Annotated in this window: 15 protein-coding genes; all 15 read left to right on the top strand. The window is 40.0% G+C overall.

Going from position 1 to position 14,877, the window contains the following annotated elements; genetic code table 11:
* Positions 1–5 precede the first annotated feature (5 nt).
* The 15 genes from N1I80_RS22440 to N1I80_RS22510 all read left to right on the top strand — a co-directional run bounded on the left by N1I80_RS22440 (position 6) and on the right by N1I80_RS22510 (position 14,872).
* The gene (locus tag N1I80_RS22440) at positions 6–1,157 is read left to right on the top strand and encodes a glycosyltransferase (protein ID WP_340740201.1); all 1,152 of its coding nucleotides are present in this window, start codon (positions 6–8) and stop codon (positions 1,155–1,157) included.
* Between the two features lie 62 nt (positions 1,158–1,219).
* On the top strand, positions 1,220–1,459 hold the full coding sequence (locus N1I80_RS22445; RefSeq protein WP_340740202.1) for an acyl carrier protein: 240 nt from the start codon (positions 1,220–1,222) through the stop codon (positions 1,457–1,459).
* A 12-nt stretch (positions 1,460–1,471) separates the two neighbouring features.
* Positions 1,472–2,215, top strand: a complete 744-nt coding sequence (locus N1I80_RS22450) for an SDR family NAD(P)-dependent oxidoreductase (protein ID WP_340740203.1) — start codon at positions 1,472–1,474, stop codon at positions 2,213–2,215.
* 46 nt (positions 2,216–2,261) lie between these two features.
* The gene (locus N1I80_RS22455) at positions 2,262–3,620 is read left to right on the top strand and encodes an AMP-binding protein (protein ID WP_340740204.1); all 1,359 of its coding nucleotides are present in this window, start codon (positions 2,262–2,264) and stop codon (positions 3,618–3,620) included.
* Positions 3,617–4,687: a LuxE/PaaK family acyltransferase gene (locus tag N1I80_RS22460; RefSeq protein WP_340740205.1), complete on the top strand. Its 1,071-nt coding sequence runs from the start codon at positions 3,617–3,619 to the stop codon at positions 4,685–4,687. The genes N1I80_RS22455 and N1I80_RS22460 overlap by 4 nt, the downstream gene beginning before the upstream one ends.
* Positions 4,687–5,889: an acyl-CoA reductase gene (locus N1I80_RS22465; protein ID WP_340740206.1), complete on the top strand. Its 1,203-nt coding sequence runs from the start codon at positions 4,687–4,689 to the stop codon at positions 5,887–5,889. Before N1I80_RS22460 ends, N1I80_RS22465 begins: the two co-directional genes overlap by 1 nt.
* Positions 5,889–6,425, top strand: coding sequence for a UDP-4-amino-4,6-dideoxy-N-acetyl-beta-L-altrosamine N-acetyltransferase (gene pseH, locus N1I80_RS22470; RefSeq protein ID WP_340740325.1), 537 nt, complete (start codon positions 5,889–5,891; stop codon positions 6,423–6,425). Before N1I80_RS22465 ends, pseH begins: the two co-directional genes overlap by 1 nt.
* Positions 6,422–7,144 carry a glycosyltransferase family protein gene (locus N1I80_RS22475; RefSeq protein ID WP_340740207.1) on the top strand — a complete coding sequence of 241 codons (723 nt, stop codon included), beginning with the start codon at positions 6,422–6,424 and terminating at the stop codon, positions 7,142–7,144. The genes pseH and N1I80_RS22475 overlap by 4 nt, the downstream gene beginning before the upstream one ends.
* Positions 7,145–7,208: 64 nt before the next feature.
* On the top strand, positions 7,209–8,114 hold the full coding sequence (locus N1I80_RS22480) for a methyltransferase domain-containing protein (protein ID WP_340740208.1): 906 nt from the start codon (positions 7,209–7,211) through the stop codon (positions 8,112–8,114).
* Positions 8,115–8,129: 15 nt separating this feature from the next.
* Positions 8,130–9,116 (top strand): UDP-2,4-diacetamido-2,4,6-trideoxy-beta-L-altropyranose hydrolase, encoded by a 987-nt coding sequence (gene pseG, locus N1I80_RS22485; protein ID WP_340740209.1) that lies wholly within the window; start codon positions 8,130–8,132, stop codon positions 9,114–9,116.
* Positions 9,113–10,156, top strand: coding sequence for a pseudaminic acid synthase (gene pseI, locus N1I80_RS22490; RefSeq protein ID WP_340740210.1), 1,044 nt, complete (start codon positions 9,113–9,115; stop codon positions 10,154–10,156). Before pseG ends, pseI begins: the two co-directional genes overlap by 4 nt.
* On the top strand, positions 10,153–11,298 hold the full coding sequence (gene pseC, locus N1I80_RS22495) for a UDP-4-amino-4,6-dideoxy-N-acetyl-beta-L-altrosamine transaminase (protein WP_340740211.1): 1,146 nt from the start codon (positions 10,153–10,155) through the stop codon (positions 11,296–11,298). The genes pseI and pseC overlap by 4 nt, the downstream gene beginning before the upstream one ends.
* Before the next feature lie 961 nt (positions 11,299–12,259).
* Positions 12,260–13,552 (top strand): AAA family ATPase, encoded by a 1,293-nt coding sequence (locus N1I80_RS22500; RefSeq protein ID WP_340740212.1) that lies wholly within the window; start codon positions 12,260–12,262, stop codon positions 13,550–13,552.
* On the top strand, positions 13,549–13,983 hold the full coding sequence (locus tag N1I80_RS22505; protein WP_340740213.1) for a hypothetical protein: 435 nt from the start codon (positions 13,549–13,551) through the stop codon (positions 13,981–13,983). Before N1I80_RS22500 ends, N1I80_RS22505 begins: the two co-directional genes overlap by 4 nt.
* Positions 13,984–14,629: 646 nt before the next feature.
* Positions 14,630–14,872, top strand: coding sequence for a DUF6429 family protein (locus tag N1I80_RS22510; RefSeq protein ID WP_340740214.1), 243 nt, complete (start codon positions 14,630–14,632; stop codon positions 14,870–14,872).
* Positions 14,873–14,877 lie beyond the last annotated feature (5 nt).

Here is a 14,877-nt window from a genome sequence, read left to right on the forward strand (position 1 = left end):
GGTCTTTGAAAATATCATCAATCATTCCTCTTTATAATGCTGAAAAGTATATAGAAGCAACATTGGACAGTCTAGTTCATCAAACCTACCCCCTTGATGAAATTTTAGTTGTAGATGATTGCGGACCTGATTGTTCTGCAGAAATTGTTGAGGCATATAGCAAAAAGTATCCTCTAGTTCGACTCATTCGACAATCTTACAATCAAGGTGGCTCAGCTGCACGGAATCGTGGCCTAAAGGAAGCTCGTAATGAATGGGTATTAATGATGGATTCAGATGATACAATTCATCATGATTTAGTTAAGCTACAGGTTGAAAAGCTTCAACAATTTACAGATGTGCAGCCGAGCCCTGTGGCAGTGCATCCAGCATATGTGCAAACAGATGCAAGTGGAAATATCCTTGAAAATAGTGAATACCGTGGCCAGCAATTGTCCTTTGATGAAACATTTGGATCCCTTTTAGTGCGTAACTATATTATTACACCGTCAGGCTTACTTTTACATCGTGAATCGGCGCTTAAAATTGGTGGTTATAAGACGGATTTTGTTGTATCTGAAGACGCTGAGTTTATTTTACGGCTATCACGTGAGGGCACATTTGTTTATGTTGATGAACCATATGTTTACTTCAGGCGCCACGAGATGAGCATTACATCTGATTTAAAGAAAGCATCACAGGCTGGTAAAGCGATTTTGGATGTGTATTCAATCAAAGAAGTACGTGACGCTATTTATCGCCGGAGCTTTTCTAAAGAGAAAAACACAGTTGATTTTATAACGCTTCTTTATCAATTTAGTCGTTTTGACGAAGGATTTTTATATTTAAATGAGATTCAAAGTGATGAATTTAAAGTGTCAAAGCTGTTTTTATCAGCGTTGTATTATATAGAAAAAGAGCAGTTTGATGTAGCAAAACCGATATTAGAAGAGCTACTTCTGGAAAATGATATGCATGGGGCTGCGATGAACAATATTGGAGTTCTCTATGCAATGGATGGTGACTTCAAGAAAGCAAAGGAATGTTTTGAAAAAGCAATCCATCACTATCCAGGTTATATGGACGCAACAGATAATTTGCGACAGATGGTTAATCCAAATGCATCCTATCGATTTACAAAGCGTGAGTTAAGGAAGAATTTGTTGAGGTATTCTTAATCCGAAAATCAAAAAAACTATTAAATATAAAATAACTATCTATCAGGAATGGAGTCATAAAAATGAACATAAATAAATTAAAATCCGTATTCATAGAAGCACTAGGAATTGACGAATCTCTTGTCGTAGATGAATTAGCCTATAATTCAATTGCCGAATGGGATTCCATTGCACATATGGCGCTTGTAGCTGAAATTGATGATCAGTTTGATATTATGCTAGATACGGATGATGTGCTTGATATGAGCTCATTTGCGAAAGCGAAAGAGATTTTAGCGAAGTATGAGATTTCATTTGACTGAGGAGAATTTGTGATGCGATTGGATGGACAGGTTGTATTGGTGACGGGAGCATCCCGTGGAATTGGACAGGCTACTGCTATTTGTCTAGCTAAGGCGGGGGCTCAAGTTGTCATTCATGGGCGTTCGGAGGAAAATCTTGTTGGCACAGCTGAACAAATTTTATCCACAGGTGGTCTTGAGCCTTTGTCGGTTATTTATGACGTGCGTGATGGTGAAGCAATGAAACAAGCTCTTCTTCAAATCAAAAAGACTTTTGGCCGTTTGAACGGACTTGTGAATAACGCAGGCATTATGACAGAAGGACTGCTTGCAATGACCAAGACAGATGACGTTCAACAGATGATCGATGTCAATGTCATTGCTGTGCTTCAACATATGCAGTTTGCGTCTCGTTTGATGATGAAAGAACGTGCTGGATCGATTGTCAATCTTAGCTCAATCATTGGCACTCGAGGAAGTGAAGGCAGTGTAGCATATTCTGCAAGTAAGGCGGCAATTGTTGGTGCGACGTTGTCTGCTGCGAAAGAGTGGGCAAGTGCAGGTATTCGTGTGAACGCTGTTGCTCCAGGTTTTATTGAGACGGATTTGACAGTTCACTATGAAGGTGAGAAAAAAGAGCAGTTACTTGAAGCGATTAAAATGAACCGTTTTGGTCGAGCGGATGAAGTCGCAGATGTGATTCATTTCTTGTTGTCCAATCGTTCTTCTTATGTAACGGGGCAAGTGATTGGCGTCGATGGAGGCATGGTGATATAACCATGTCTTTTTTGATATAGTAAGAGATAGGAAAGGTGTGAGAATCATGTTTTATGAAAAATGGAATTTAGGCAATCGCCCTGCTGTTGTGACACCGGGACGAACGTATACATATGAGGAATTGAATAACGATATAGAAGAACTGTCCATGGGGTGGCAGTCAAAACAAAAAGAGCTTGTAGTGCTTCTTTGCGAGCATACGTATGGAGTACTAGTCGCTTATTTAGCAGCGCTTCGTACGGGACATGCAGTGATGTTAGTAAGCTCGGATTTAGCTGACGATTTGCTTGCGGGAATCATTCAACGATATCAACCGAAGTGGATTGTTGGGGAACGAATGCTAGTAGGCTATGAACAAGTGGAGTCGTCTATTTGGAGCAGATGTAGTGCGATAGACGTCACCATTCACCCTAAGTTGGCAGTTTTACTTAGCACATCTGGAACGACAGGTAGTCAGAAATTTGTTCGATTATCGTATGCGAATCTTCAATCAAATGCTGAATCGATTGTTGACTATTTGCAACTCGATGAACAACAACGTGGTGTCGCGAATTTACCGTTGTCATACTCGTATGGTCTATCCATTGTTAATAGTCATTTAGCGGCAGGCGCAACGATTTTATTGACGGATGAAAGTGTCATGGCAAAGTCGTTTTGGTCGTTCTTAAACGAACAACGGGCGACTTCGTTTGTAGGTGTACCTTTCACCTACCAAATGCTACAGCGAATCGGTTTTTTGAAAATGGATTTGCCACATTTGCAGATGTTTACGCAGGCAGGCGGTCGACTGGATGAGCGATTAGTGAAGCTATTTGGTGAGTATGCGAAAGAACATGGAAAACAGTTTTATGTTATGTATGGACAGACGGAAGCGTCGCCGCGGATGTCGTATATTCCTCCGAATCGCCTGTTGGAAAAGACCGGATCGATTGGAATTGCTGTCCCTGGTGGCTCATTTAGTCTTGATTGTGATACAAGCGAACTGATTTTTGAAGGGCCGAATGTCATGATGGGATACGCGGAATCGGTAGAGGATTTGGCAAAGGACGATGAAATGCAAGGTGTTCTGCATACGGGGGATTTAGCAATGGTTGATGACGATGGGTTTTATACAATCACAGGTCGGTTGAAGAGATTTGTTAAATTATTCGGTTTACGTGTCAATTTGGATGAGGTGGAGAAAAAGCTGGAACAGGAACTTCAGGCCGCTGTCGCATGTACGGGTAGTGATGACCGAATGGTGATTGTAGTGGAATCGGAAGAGTCGGTAGCGGTTGTGAAAGCGTATTTGGAATCTGCCTATCAGTTGCATAAGTCTGCCTTTCGTATTCATGTGGTGGAAGCAATCCCACGGATGACCAATGGGAAAACGGATTATCGGGCGATAAAGGATGGTTTAGTATGATGTATCCATATGATTTAGCGAAACAAGAAAAGGAGAGGTTTCTTCTCCAACAATTGAATGAATTGACGGATTGTCATGTTGAATATTGTTCAGAATATCGTTCGATGGTTGAAAAGAGTGGAGGATTTACACAGGCTGAGACGTTGGAGGAGCTGCCATTTATCCCCGTTCAATTGTTTAAGATGATGGATCTTTTATCTATCCCTCGTGAAGACGTTGTTAAAGTTCTAACGTCAAGTGGTACGACTGGACAGCAAGTGTCGAAGATTTATCTGGATCGAGAAACAGCAGTTAGTCAGACGCATGCGCTTGTAGAAGTGATGAAGCCAGTATTAGGCGGAAAACGATTACCTATGGTTATTTTAGATACAAAATCGGTATTGAAAGATCGAACATCTTTCAGCGCACGTGGAGCTGGGATTTTAGGTTTCTCTAATTTTGGACGGAAACATTTTTATGCGTTAAATGAGGATATGACGGTCGATTGGGATGGATTGCGTCATTATTTGGACGAGCATCGAGGGTCTACGATTTTGCTGTTCGGCTTTACTTTCATGGTATGGGAATATTTTTATCAAGAAGCTGAGAAGCAAAATATTCAACTTGATATGGGAGAGAGTATTTTAATTCATGGCGGTGGTTGGAAGAAGCTTCAGGATGAAGCAGTGGATGCCGATATATTTAAAAGGGAGTTAAAAGAGCGTTTTGGAATTCGGCGTGTCCATAATTATTATGGAATGGTGGAGCAGGTCGGTTCGATTTTTGTGGAGTGTGAGCAGGGACATTTGCATACGCCGAATTATGCAGACGTACTTATTCGAGATGCAATTACATTTGGCCCCCTCCCCATGGGAGAGCAAGGGTTAATTCAAGTGATGAGTGTATTACCAAAAAGTTACCCAGGTCATAGTTTGTTAACTGAGGATTTGGGAACCATTTTAGGGGAAGATAATTGTTCTTGTGGTTGGAAAGGAAAATATTTTACTGTGGCAGGACGGATTCCAAAAGCAGAGTTACGCGGGTGTAGCGATACGTTTGCATTTGACCGGAAGGAAGGGAATGGCTGATGCGTGTATTTTGGCCGAAGTCACAGAATTGGCGTGAAGTTATCTTTGATTTGCGGAAGCAAGAGACACTGACACCTTTTCATCCTGAAGTATTGTCATTTGTTCAAGCGCTTTCGATGCGTCTTGTTCGAATGAGGGCCTATCCCGAAGTTGTCGCACTTGGCTATTGGCTACGTAGAGCACATATTCATGAGATGAAAGAGGCTTGGCTTGAGGAAACGAAAAATCGATTTGTGAAATCGCGTGGTACTGTATTTCATTTGGCACCATCGAATGTTGATACGATTTTCATTTATTCTTGGATGCTATCGTTGTTAGCAGGAAATCGGAATATTATTCGTGTCTCGGGAAAGGAGCAATTGCAGACGAATGCGTTGCTTTCCGTGATTATCGACGTGTTACAAGAAGCAGAACATACGACGATTGCTGAAAGAACAATTGTGTTGACATATGATCATAGCGAGCAAGTGACTGCCTTTTTAAGCAGCGAGTGCCATACACGTGTTGTATGGGGCGGCGATGAAACGGTAAATGCGATTCGACGTATCCAGCTTGCGCCGATTGCCAATGAACTTGTATTTCCTGACCGATTTTCGTTAGCTGTATTGAATGCTGAAGCGGTGCTACACGCGAAATCCGAAGAAAAAGAGCAACTACTGCAACGATTTTATAATGATTCATTTTGGTTTGATCAAATGGCTTGTTCATCACCAAGATTAATTGTTTGGACGGGTTCTAATGAAGTCATTGAGGCTGTACAAATAGAATTTTGGTCTTTGTTTGATCAAGTTATTCGTGCGAAAGAAGCAGAACTCATGTCTGCAATCCAAGTACAGAAATTTGCAACGGGCTTAGCGTTAGCCGCGGAAGTGGAAACGAAGGAATTCAAGCATGGGACGACATTTTCCAGAGTGTCATTTGAACGTGTACCGGCCAATGTTCGTGAACGACATTGTGGCGGTGGTTTGTTTTTTGAATGTAAGGCAACTGAATTAGCGGGAGTAAGCACGATGATCGTGGATAAGGACCAGACAGTTAGTTACTTTGGTTTCTCAAAAGAGGAATTGGGTGCATTTGTAGAACAGGTCCCAACACGTGGCATCGACCGCATTGTGCCAGTTGGACAGGCATTGGATTTTGATGGTGTTTGGGACGGGCAAAGTTTCTTAAAATCTTTTACGAGGGAAGTTGTGATTTTGTGATGAAATGGATGCAGATTCAGGAAGAACATCTGCAGTTGATTTTAGATTGGCGGACAACTGAAGTTGTCACGCGCTATATGTATACGGATATTCCGTACAGTATGGATAATCAGCGGAAATGGCTAGATGGTATTCGGAAAGATGAAAATGGATACTACTGGGTGATTTCTTATCGCGACGAGCTAATCGGTTTCATTTCCATTACAGCAATCGATTGGAAAAACAAACGAGGTTTTTGGAATTTTTATATCGGTAATCCGGAATATGCGATGTTGGCTGGTTTTTTAGGACCGTATATGTACAATTATGCATTTAGTGAATTAGGGCTTGAGAAACTAATGGGTGAAGTGATGGGGAGTAATGAAGGTGTTCGAAAACTGCATCTGAAGCAAGGTGCTCGAGAAGTTGGGAAAATGGAACATCACATTTTGAAGAATGAACAGTGGCATGATGTCTATCTATTTGAAATGACGAAAGAACGATGGGAAGAAGTAGGACAGAAATATAAAAAATATATGGCGGAAGTGATTCGATGAAAACAATCGTCATTATCCAAGCTCGCATGGGCTCGTCCCGCCTATCAGGTAAAATATTGAAGCCATTGGGCGAGGTAGATGTATTAACATATGTGACTTCCCGCTGCAGGAAGATTCAAGGTGTTAGTGAGGTCATCGTAGCAACATCACTTTTGCGACAGGATGACGCGGTAGAGCAATGGTGTGTAGAAAATGGAATTGCTTGTTTCCGTGGTTCAGAAGAAGATGTGTTGGATCGCTATGTGCAGTGCGCGAAGCAATATGAGCCTGATTATGTGATGCGTGTAACGTCGGATTGTCCGTTTGTCGATTACGAAATGGCGAATGACATTGTTGCAATCATGGAGCGGGAGCGTGTCGATATCGTTGATGTAGTAGGGGAGATGCCGCGAGGGCTTGCGGTGGAACTTATTTCATATAAGGCACTGCTTTTTATTCATGAAAATGGGCAGGAGCCAAGGCATCGGGAGCATGTGACGTATTATGCGTATGAGTATCGTGAACAGTTTCAACGTGCGGTTTACGATGTACCGGTGAATCGTCTTTATCCTGAACTTCGAATTACGCTTGATACAGAAGAAGATTATGCGCTCTGTCAGGCGGTTGCTAGTCATTTTAATAATTCACTTGTATCAAATTCGGATGTTATACAATACTTGGTCGAGCATCCGGAAGTAGCAAAGTTGAATACGCATATTGAACAGAAGCCGGTGATTTGATTGGATAAATAATAAGAAAGTGTATGAAGGATAGCTTGAGATGCTTTTGAAAGAGGGATATAAAATGGATGCATTAAAAATTCTTCATCGTGTTAAAGAGATATATGAAAAAAATGAAAATATTATTGGATATTTAAAAGACATTGAAGATAGGAAAGAGAATACAATTGAAGATATTTTAATTAGTTATGATTTTCAAGCGGGTTCTTATGTTAAAGGATACCAAAATAATCAGGAGAAAAAGGAAGCTTATTGCGATGAGATTGCATCAGTTTTAAACGGTCTTGGTTCGATGGATTCAATTTTAGAAGCAGGTATTGGTGAAGGAACTACTCTTGGACCGGTGCTGAACAAGCTTCATCAAGTACCTAAAACTATAGTTGGATTTGATTTGTCCTGGTCACGAATCAAGTATGCGAAAGAATTCTTAAATGAGTATGGGTATCATGATATCTTATTAACGACTGGGGATTTGTTAGAGATGCCAGTTATGGGAAATTCAATAGACGTTGTATATACCTCACATGCAGTTGAACCGAATGGTGGTAAGGAGAAGGAGATTCTTCAAGAGTTATATCGTGTTGCAAGAAAATATGTAGTTTTGTTCGAGCCCGCCTATGAACTAGCAACAGAAGAAGCACGTCAAAGAATGGTTCAACATGGGTATGTGACGAATCTTTATGAAACTGCACTTGAACTAGGTTATTCTGTGGTGGAATATAAATTGCTTTATTCCCCGATTAATCCTTTGAATCCCACGGGTGTGATGGTCATTGAAAAGAAATTGGATGAACGTAAATCAGATTTAGAGAATTCGGTTATTTGTTGCCCGCTTACAAAAACAAGTTTGGTTGAAAACAATAGTGCATTATTTACTCCAAAAGGTCTACTTGCGTATCCGATAGTAAAAGGCATCCCATGTTTACTCCCAAGTAATGCAATAATTGCTACTAAATTTTTGGAAGAATGATTGGTGGTATCCGAGATGAAAGTAATCATTCGAACGGACGCTTCTATTGAAATTGGTAGTGGACATGTCATGCGCTGCTTGACGATTGCCGGGGCATTGCGTGAACGTGGTTGTCATGTGTTGTTTATGATGAACGAATTACCGGGGAATTTGATTGGATTAGTCCAATCTAAAGGCTTTGAAGTGGTTCATGATTTTCAGCCGGCTGATTTGTGTATTATTGATCATTACGGGATTGATGAGCGATGGGAACAGTCGATTCGTCCATTTGTGAACAAGATTGCAGTGATCGATGATTTAGCGGATCGTCAGCATGATTGTAATCTATTGTTGGATCAAAATACCGTGCCTGATTTTGAAGCGCGTTACGATATTCTGGTGCCAAGTCATTGTATGAAGTTGTTAGGCCCAAGGTATTTGATTATGCGTGATGAGTTTGTGCGGGAACGCCAACAAATGCGTGAACGAGATGGAACTGTGGGGAGATTGCTTATTTTTATGGGAGGCACGGATCCGACAAATGAGACGCTGAAAGTATTGCGTGCTTTGCAAAAGACAAATGTGACGTTTCCACATATTGATGTTGTTGTCGGTGCTGGTAATCCGAGTCGGATAGAAATCGAAAAGATTTGTTTACATGAAGGTTTTCATTTTCATTGTCAAATCGATTACATGGCGTCATTAATGGCACAAGCAGATTTCGCAATTGGAGCTGGCGGGAGTGCGACATGGGAACGTTGTTATGTCGGATTACCTTCATTGAGTACGATCGTTGCGGAGAATCAGATTGTGGCAACGGAAACAGCAGCTTCTTTGGGGGCTGTTTTGAATACCGGCTGGCATGAAAAGGTAACAGTTGAAACATATCTACAATTGTTAGAGGCTCTGTCAAATCGACAGAAAGAATTGCAAGAGATGAGTCTAAACGGGTTGAAATTGACGGGGAGTCCAGAAGGTCCCAATCTATGGATTAAAAAAATAATGGAGTTGATGCAGGAATGAAGATTGGTAATCGAAAGATTGGACGAAGTGAAAAGCCATTTATTATCGCGGAAATGTCCGGCAATCATAATCAATCACTTGAGCGAGCATTAAAAATAGTTGATTTGGCGGCCGAGGCTGGAGCTGATGCAGTGAAATTGCAAACGTATACGCCAGATACGATGACGCTTGATATACATACGGGTGAATTTTTTATCGAAAGTGATACGAATTTATGGAAGGGGCAGTCGCTGTACAATTTGTATCAAGAGGCGTACACACCTTGGGAGTGGCATGAAGCTATTTTTAATCGTTGTAAGGAGCATGGCATGCTCGGTTTCAGTTCACCGTTTGATGAAACAGCAGTTGATTTTTTAGAAATGCTGGATGTGCCTGCTTATAAAATTGCATCATTTGAAAATGTGGATATTCCGTTAATAAAAAAAGTAGCTGCAACAGGGAAGCCTATTATTATTTCGACAGGAATGGCATCCATTGCAGAGCTTGATGAAGCTGTACAAGCGGTTCGTTCACAAGGGAATGACCAGCTAGTTTTGTTGAAATGTACAAGTACGTATCCCGCAACACCCGAAAACTCAAATATCGCAACGATTCCGCATATGCAAGAGCTGTTTAGTACGGAAGTCGGCCTATCTGACCATACAATGGGAGTTGGGACTGCGATAGCGGCGGTGACACTTGGCGCTACAGTCATTGAGAAGCATTTTACGACATCACGAGCAGAAGGTGGCGTCGATGCGGCGTTTTCAATGGAGCCACATGAGTTAAAACTGTTAGTGGAAGAAACGGAACGAGCGTGGAGCAGCTTAGGGACTGTCACATATGGTCCGACAGATGCAGAAAAACCTTCATTGGAGCATCGTCGTTCGCTTTATATTGGGGCGGATTTGAAAGCGGGAAGTGTGTTGACGAAGGAAAATGTACGTGTCATTCGTCCAGGACATGGACTTGCACCGAAGCATTTAGAGCTAGTTCTCGGTAAAACGATTAAAGTTGATGCAGCCAAAGGAACTCCACTAAGTTGGGAGCTATTGCTATGAAGAAAAGAGAGACATTTCTATCCTATGGTCAACAAACTATTGAAGAGGACGACATTGCGGCCGTAGTAGAAATATTACGTTCGCCTTTTTTAACACAAGGACCGAAAGTGGAAGAGTTTGAACAGGCTGTTGCAGATTATGTCGGGGCGAAGTATGCAGTTGCTTTTTCCAATGGAACTACAGCGTTGCATGGGGCTTGCTACGCGGCGGGAATTAGTAATGGGGATGAAGTGATTACAACACCTATTACGTTTGTAGCGACATCGAATGCAGTATTATATTGCGGTGGCACGCCAGTTTTTGCAGATATTGATGAGCGAACATATAATATTGATCTGCTTGAAATTGAAAAGAAAATTACGTCTAAGACAAAAGTTATTATGCCGGTAGATTTCACGGGGCAACCGGTAGATTTGGATGCCATTATGGACATTGCTAGACGCCATAATTTGATTGTTATTGAAGATGGAGCACATTCACTCGGGGCAACTTATAAAGGTCATAAAATAGGATCACAGGCTGATATGACGATGTTCAGTTTTCATCCGGTCAAACCGATTACGACAGGTGAAGGAGGAATTATTACGACTAATTCGGAAGTGTTTTATGAGAAGTTAAAACTGTTTCGCAGCCATGGGATTAGTAAGACGCCTTATGCTATCGAACAGGGCGACTGGTACTATGAGATGACTGAGCTCGGGTCTAATTATCGCATGTGTGATATCCAGGCAGCACTAGGTGTGTCTCAGATGCATAAAGTTGATGGCTTTATTGAACGACGTCGTGAGATTGCGGATTTGTATAATGAAAAGTTAGCAATGATTCCAGGAATTATTTTACCAGAGCAATTGGAGGAAACAGAATCCGGATGGCATTTGTATATGATTCAATTGGATAGCCAAGTACTTAAAAAATCACGCAAAGAGATTTTTAATGAAATGCGTGAAAGGAATATTGGTGTCCATGTTCATTATATTCCTGTGTATTGGCAGCCTTATTATAGAGAGTTAGGCTATGAAAAAGGACTTTGTCCGGTTGCGGAGAAGTGGTACGGGCAGGCATTGACCTTACCGATTTATCCGGGGATGACGGATGAGGATGTTGGGGATGTTGTGGGGGCTTTTAGGAAAGTGGTTAGATAAGTATTATGCATAATTTATTAATCTTTGGCTTTAATCAAGACCTTTTCAATTACAATAAGCATAAACTATTTTGCATTTTGAAGAGTAGATGGATACTCATAATGTAAGAAGCAATGACCGCCAAGGAACTTGATTATATGCGGAAATATTAATAAGAATTGATTATAAAGAACGCGTGCTCTATAATAGTAATTATGCGGAACGTACGTTTCGTTTTTTGTGAATAATCTTAAGAAAGTGGGTGACTAAATGGGTATCTATTACGTAAATAAAAATGCGCAGTCGAACGGGGATCATGAGGTGCATGTTAGCACATGTGTTCATTTACCGTCTTCTGAAAACCGTCAGTATTTGGGTTCCTTTACGAATTGTAGAGATGCAGTACAAGAGGCAAAGAAATACTATACAAATGCTGATGGCTGTTACTATTGTTCGAAGCCATGTCATAATAACTGAATAGCGACACTCTCACTAACAAACCCGATTCGGACATAGAGTCCAAAGCGGGTTTTGTCGTTTCATCTACTCAATCTTTAATCTGGAAATGGGTCATCACTCAGCACTCGTTTAAATCTAGCAGAGACGTCTATTTGTTATGCGTATTGAAAAGGTATACTTATTTTTATAGTTCAAGCTTATCATTTACGTATTTTTTGCGTAGAAAAGGAAACCCTATGAGTAAGGTTACAGTTTTTTTGAAATTGAATATTGGTGAAAGCTCTTATAATATCGATGGCTAACAATTATTTCAATATTGGTTATGCTATAATTTACTTTAACTAGAACCTACAACAAAAAGTCAAGTAATCTATTGATCGAATAAGGAAAATTTGTGTATCTGAAGTTAGTTTTAACCTACTATATGTCATTATTAAAGCCAAGTAGATCTTTGTGGATGACAGTTGCCTTATTTTAAAGAATAGGAAAATCCATTATTCTAGTAAAAGGGGATTATATTAAGATGCAAAGGATTTCAATTAAGAATTTTGGTCCGATTGATTCAATGACTATTGATATTGAACCAATTAATGTGTTCGTTGGTCCGCAGGCAAGTGGAAAAAGTACGGTAAGTAAATTGATTTTCTTTTTTCGTTCTATTCCTGAAGCACTGTATGAATTTTTACTTGAGGAATCTGTAAAAGAAGATGAAGTTCTATATAAGTTTAATAAGGTACTTATTCAAAAATTTATAGGATATTTTGGAACAACCAAGCATATGCGTCCTTTCGAGATCACTTATATATATAACGAAAAAAAATATGTAAAGCTTTATCCTAAAGATGGATTTTTGCAAATTACATTCAGTCAAAGATTAAAAAAGCCTATTTATAAAGCAGCAGAACAAATGGAAGAAATTAAAGAATATACGGAGAAAGAAAGTAATGTATGGGATACGACGCTAAGTAATGTACATGCGAAGAAGAAATATACTCTTCTGAGAAACCAAATTTATGATTCGTTCGAGGAAACGTTAACACCGATTTTCATACCTGCTGGTCGTAGTCTTGTTTCAACATTGACGGATCAGCTCCAGCTTATGCAGCCGGGGGATGTAGATGACATTATGAAGCAGTTCATCGAACGAATCTTATCACTTAGAAAAACCTTTTCAAGGTCACTCGAAGATGTAATTGAAGACAAGAAAAACCTAACGAACCAGGAAATTGACATGCCGAATGTTATGCTTGCGGCGGAGATTATTGAAAAGATAATAAAAGGTAAATATATTTATCAGACTGATGGTGAACGAATTTACTTTAATGAACATGAATTTATTAAATTAAATTTTTCATCCTCTGGTCAGCAGGAAGTAGTTTGGATAGCTTTGCTTATTTTTTCAATTATTTTGGAAAAAAGGAATGTCTTTATGGTTATTGAAGAACCGGAGGCGCATTTATTTCCATCTGCACAGCATCATATTGTTGCTTTGATAGTGCTGCTTGTTAATACTTCTGATAGTGAAGTTATCATCACATCGCATAGTCCTTATATTTTGAGTTCGTTAAATACTTATATATACGCTGGACAGCTATCTGATAAACTCGATAAAGTTGACGAAAATCTTATTTCTAAACCACTACGTATCCGAAAGAAAGTTGGCGCTTATTATGTTGAGCGTGGGGAGAAGAAGTTTCTGTCTCGCGATATAATTGATGCTGAGTTGCAGCTTATACAAGCAGAAGTAATAGACAATATTTCCAATGAAATAAATGAGTTATTTGATAAGCTAACGGATATTGAGGTGTCGCTATGAGTACAGTTTTTGATGCCGCATGTTTAGAGTTTAATGATAAGCGAAAACAAATTGTAGTACAGGAAGGTAGAAGTTCGATTCATTTGAGTAATCCATCACAAAAAACAGTTTCTTTATATCGGGTGGATGGCTGCTTAATAAAAGAAGGAAGAAAATGTGACTTTATGTTGCATATTGATGAACGAACAGCCTGTCACTTTATTGAACTAAAAGGGTCGAACATTGAAATAGCAGTTGAGCAGATTGAAGCTACAATTGAGCATTTTTCAAAACAATTAATAGAATATCAATCAGTTAGTGCTTGGATTATTGCTTCAAAGATTAGAACACTAGCATTACGTTCAACGAAAATTCAAAAATTGAAAAAACGTTTAAAACAGAAAAAAGGAGATTTATATATAAAGACAAGTGGAGTAAAAGAGGGGCTGTAAATATTGCAGTTGTTGAATTGAGTCATTTTTGCGGAGAAAAGAGCCAGGCTTTGTAGAATGGAGAGCCACTATAAATAGACTGCTACTGAGAAAGGGCTACCAATTCCTCAAGTGACAATTTTACAGGGAGAGTTGGGGGAGATAGCCTTCGTGGGTCAAGTCAGCATGTGTTGCTGGTTTCCTGTCTGGGGACTCGTGCCCGTAGAGGCTCCGTGTCAATTATTTTCTAGCACATACCGGTTTAAGGTCGTACTGACACTGCACCTTCTCCCCCAGTTGGTATCCGTCTGGACATATTGGCATAGCATGGTAAGTTTCATGGCATTCAATGGTAGAACTATGGCAGCAGTGCTATATTCCCGTGGCGGTAATCATTGCTGACTCCCTTTCCCGCACTGCTGGCTCATTCCGTCCGGAATACTCACCATGACAAGAATCATACAGTTCTATACAAAATCAGCGATTAAACTATTTCCTAACCCAGCCCAGCCACCGAGTCTATGTCTCGATAGAGAGGTTGGTTTTTTGTAAGCGTAAAATCCACCAGTATTAGAAAGAGTAGTTGCCATTGTTCTAGAATTGATTTAACCTCACCGCCCCATAATTCCAATAAACTATCTATAAGATTTCGGAAGGAGTTTGAAGCATGGAAAAGCAGATTAAGGAACTTACATTATTGTTGCTATATATGACTTCATGGGAAGAGGAGGAAATACCAGAAGGCATGAGGAGAAGTTGGAAAGGTTATTCTTTTAATACATTAGATGAACTCATTGCCGAAGATTGCGTACGAGGAAGCAATCGCTCTAAATCGGTCTTTTTAACAAAGTTAGGCATTGAAGAAGCAAAATTATTAATGAAAAAATACAATTTAACAAATGATCATTAATCCTT

The sequence above is a fragment of the Sporosarcina sp. FSL K6-3457 genome, from assembly GCF_038007285.1.
GTDB lineage: Bacteria > Bacillota > Bacilli > Bacillales_A > Planococcaceae > Sporosarcina.

Bases quoted from the DNA above. Each gene is read 5' to 3' on its own strand.
- N1I80_RS22465 (WP_340740206.1), top strand. From the start codon at position 4,687: ATGCGTGTATTTTGGCCGAAGTCACAGAATTGGCGTGAAGTTATCTTT.
- pseH (WP_340740325.1), top strand. From the start codon at position 5,889: ATGAAATGGATGCAGATTCAGGAAGAACATCTGCAGTTGATTTTAGAT.
- N1I80_RS22445 (WP_340740202.1), top strand. From the start codon at position 1,220: ATGAACATAAATAAATTAAAATCCGTATTCATAGAAGCACTAGGAATT.
- pseC (WP_340740211.1), top strand. From the start codon at position 10,153: ATGAAGAAAAGAGAGACATTTCTATCCTATGGTCAACAAACTATTGAA.
- pseG (WP_340740209.1), top strand. From the start codon at position 8,130: ATGAAAGTAATCATTCGAACGGACGCTTCTATTGAAATTGGTAGTGGA.
- N1I80_RS22475 (WP_340740207.1), top strand. From the start codon at position 6,422: ATGAAAACAATCGTCATTATCCAAGCTCGCATGGGCTCGTCCCGCCTA.
- N1I80_RS22460 (WP_340740205.1), top strand. From the start codon at position 3,617: ATGATGTATCCATATGATTTAGCGAAACAAGAAAAGGAGAGGTTTCTT.
- N1I80_RS22500 (WP_340740212.1), top strand. From the start codon at position 12,260: ATGCAAAGGATTTCAATTAAGAATTTTGGTCCGATTGATTCAATGACT.
- N1I80_RS22455 (WP_340740204.1), top strand. From the start codon at position 2,262: ATGTTTTATGAAAAATGGAATTTAGGCAATCGCCCTGCTGTTGTGACA.
- N1I80_RS22510 (WP_340740214.1), top strand. From the start codon at position 14,630: ATGGAAAAGCAGATTAAGGAACTTACATTATTGTTGCTATATATGACT.
- N1I80_RS22505 (WP_340740213.1), top strand. From the start codon at position 13,549: ATGAGTACAGTTTTTGATGCCGCATGTTTAGAGTTTAATGATAAGCGA.
- N1I80_RS22450 (WP_340740203.1), top strand. From the start codon at position 1,472: ATGCGATTGGATGGACAGGTTGTATTGGTGACGGGAGCATCCCGTGGA.
- N1I80_RS22480 (WP_340740208.1), top strand. From the start codon at position 7,209: ATGGATGCATTAAAAATTCTTCATCGTGTTAAAGAGATATATGAAAAA.
- pseI (WP_340740210.1), top strand. From the start codon at position 9,113: ATGAAGATTGGTAATCGAAAGATTGGACGAAGTGAAAAGCCATTTATT.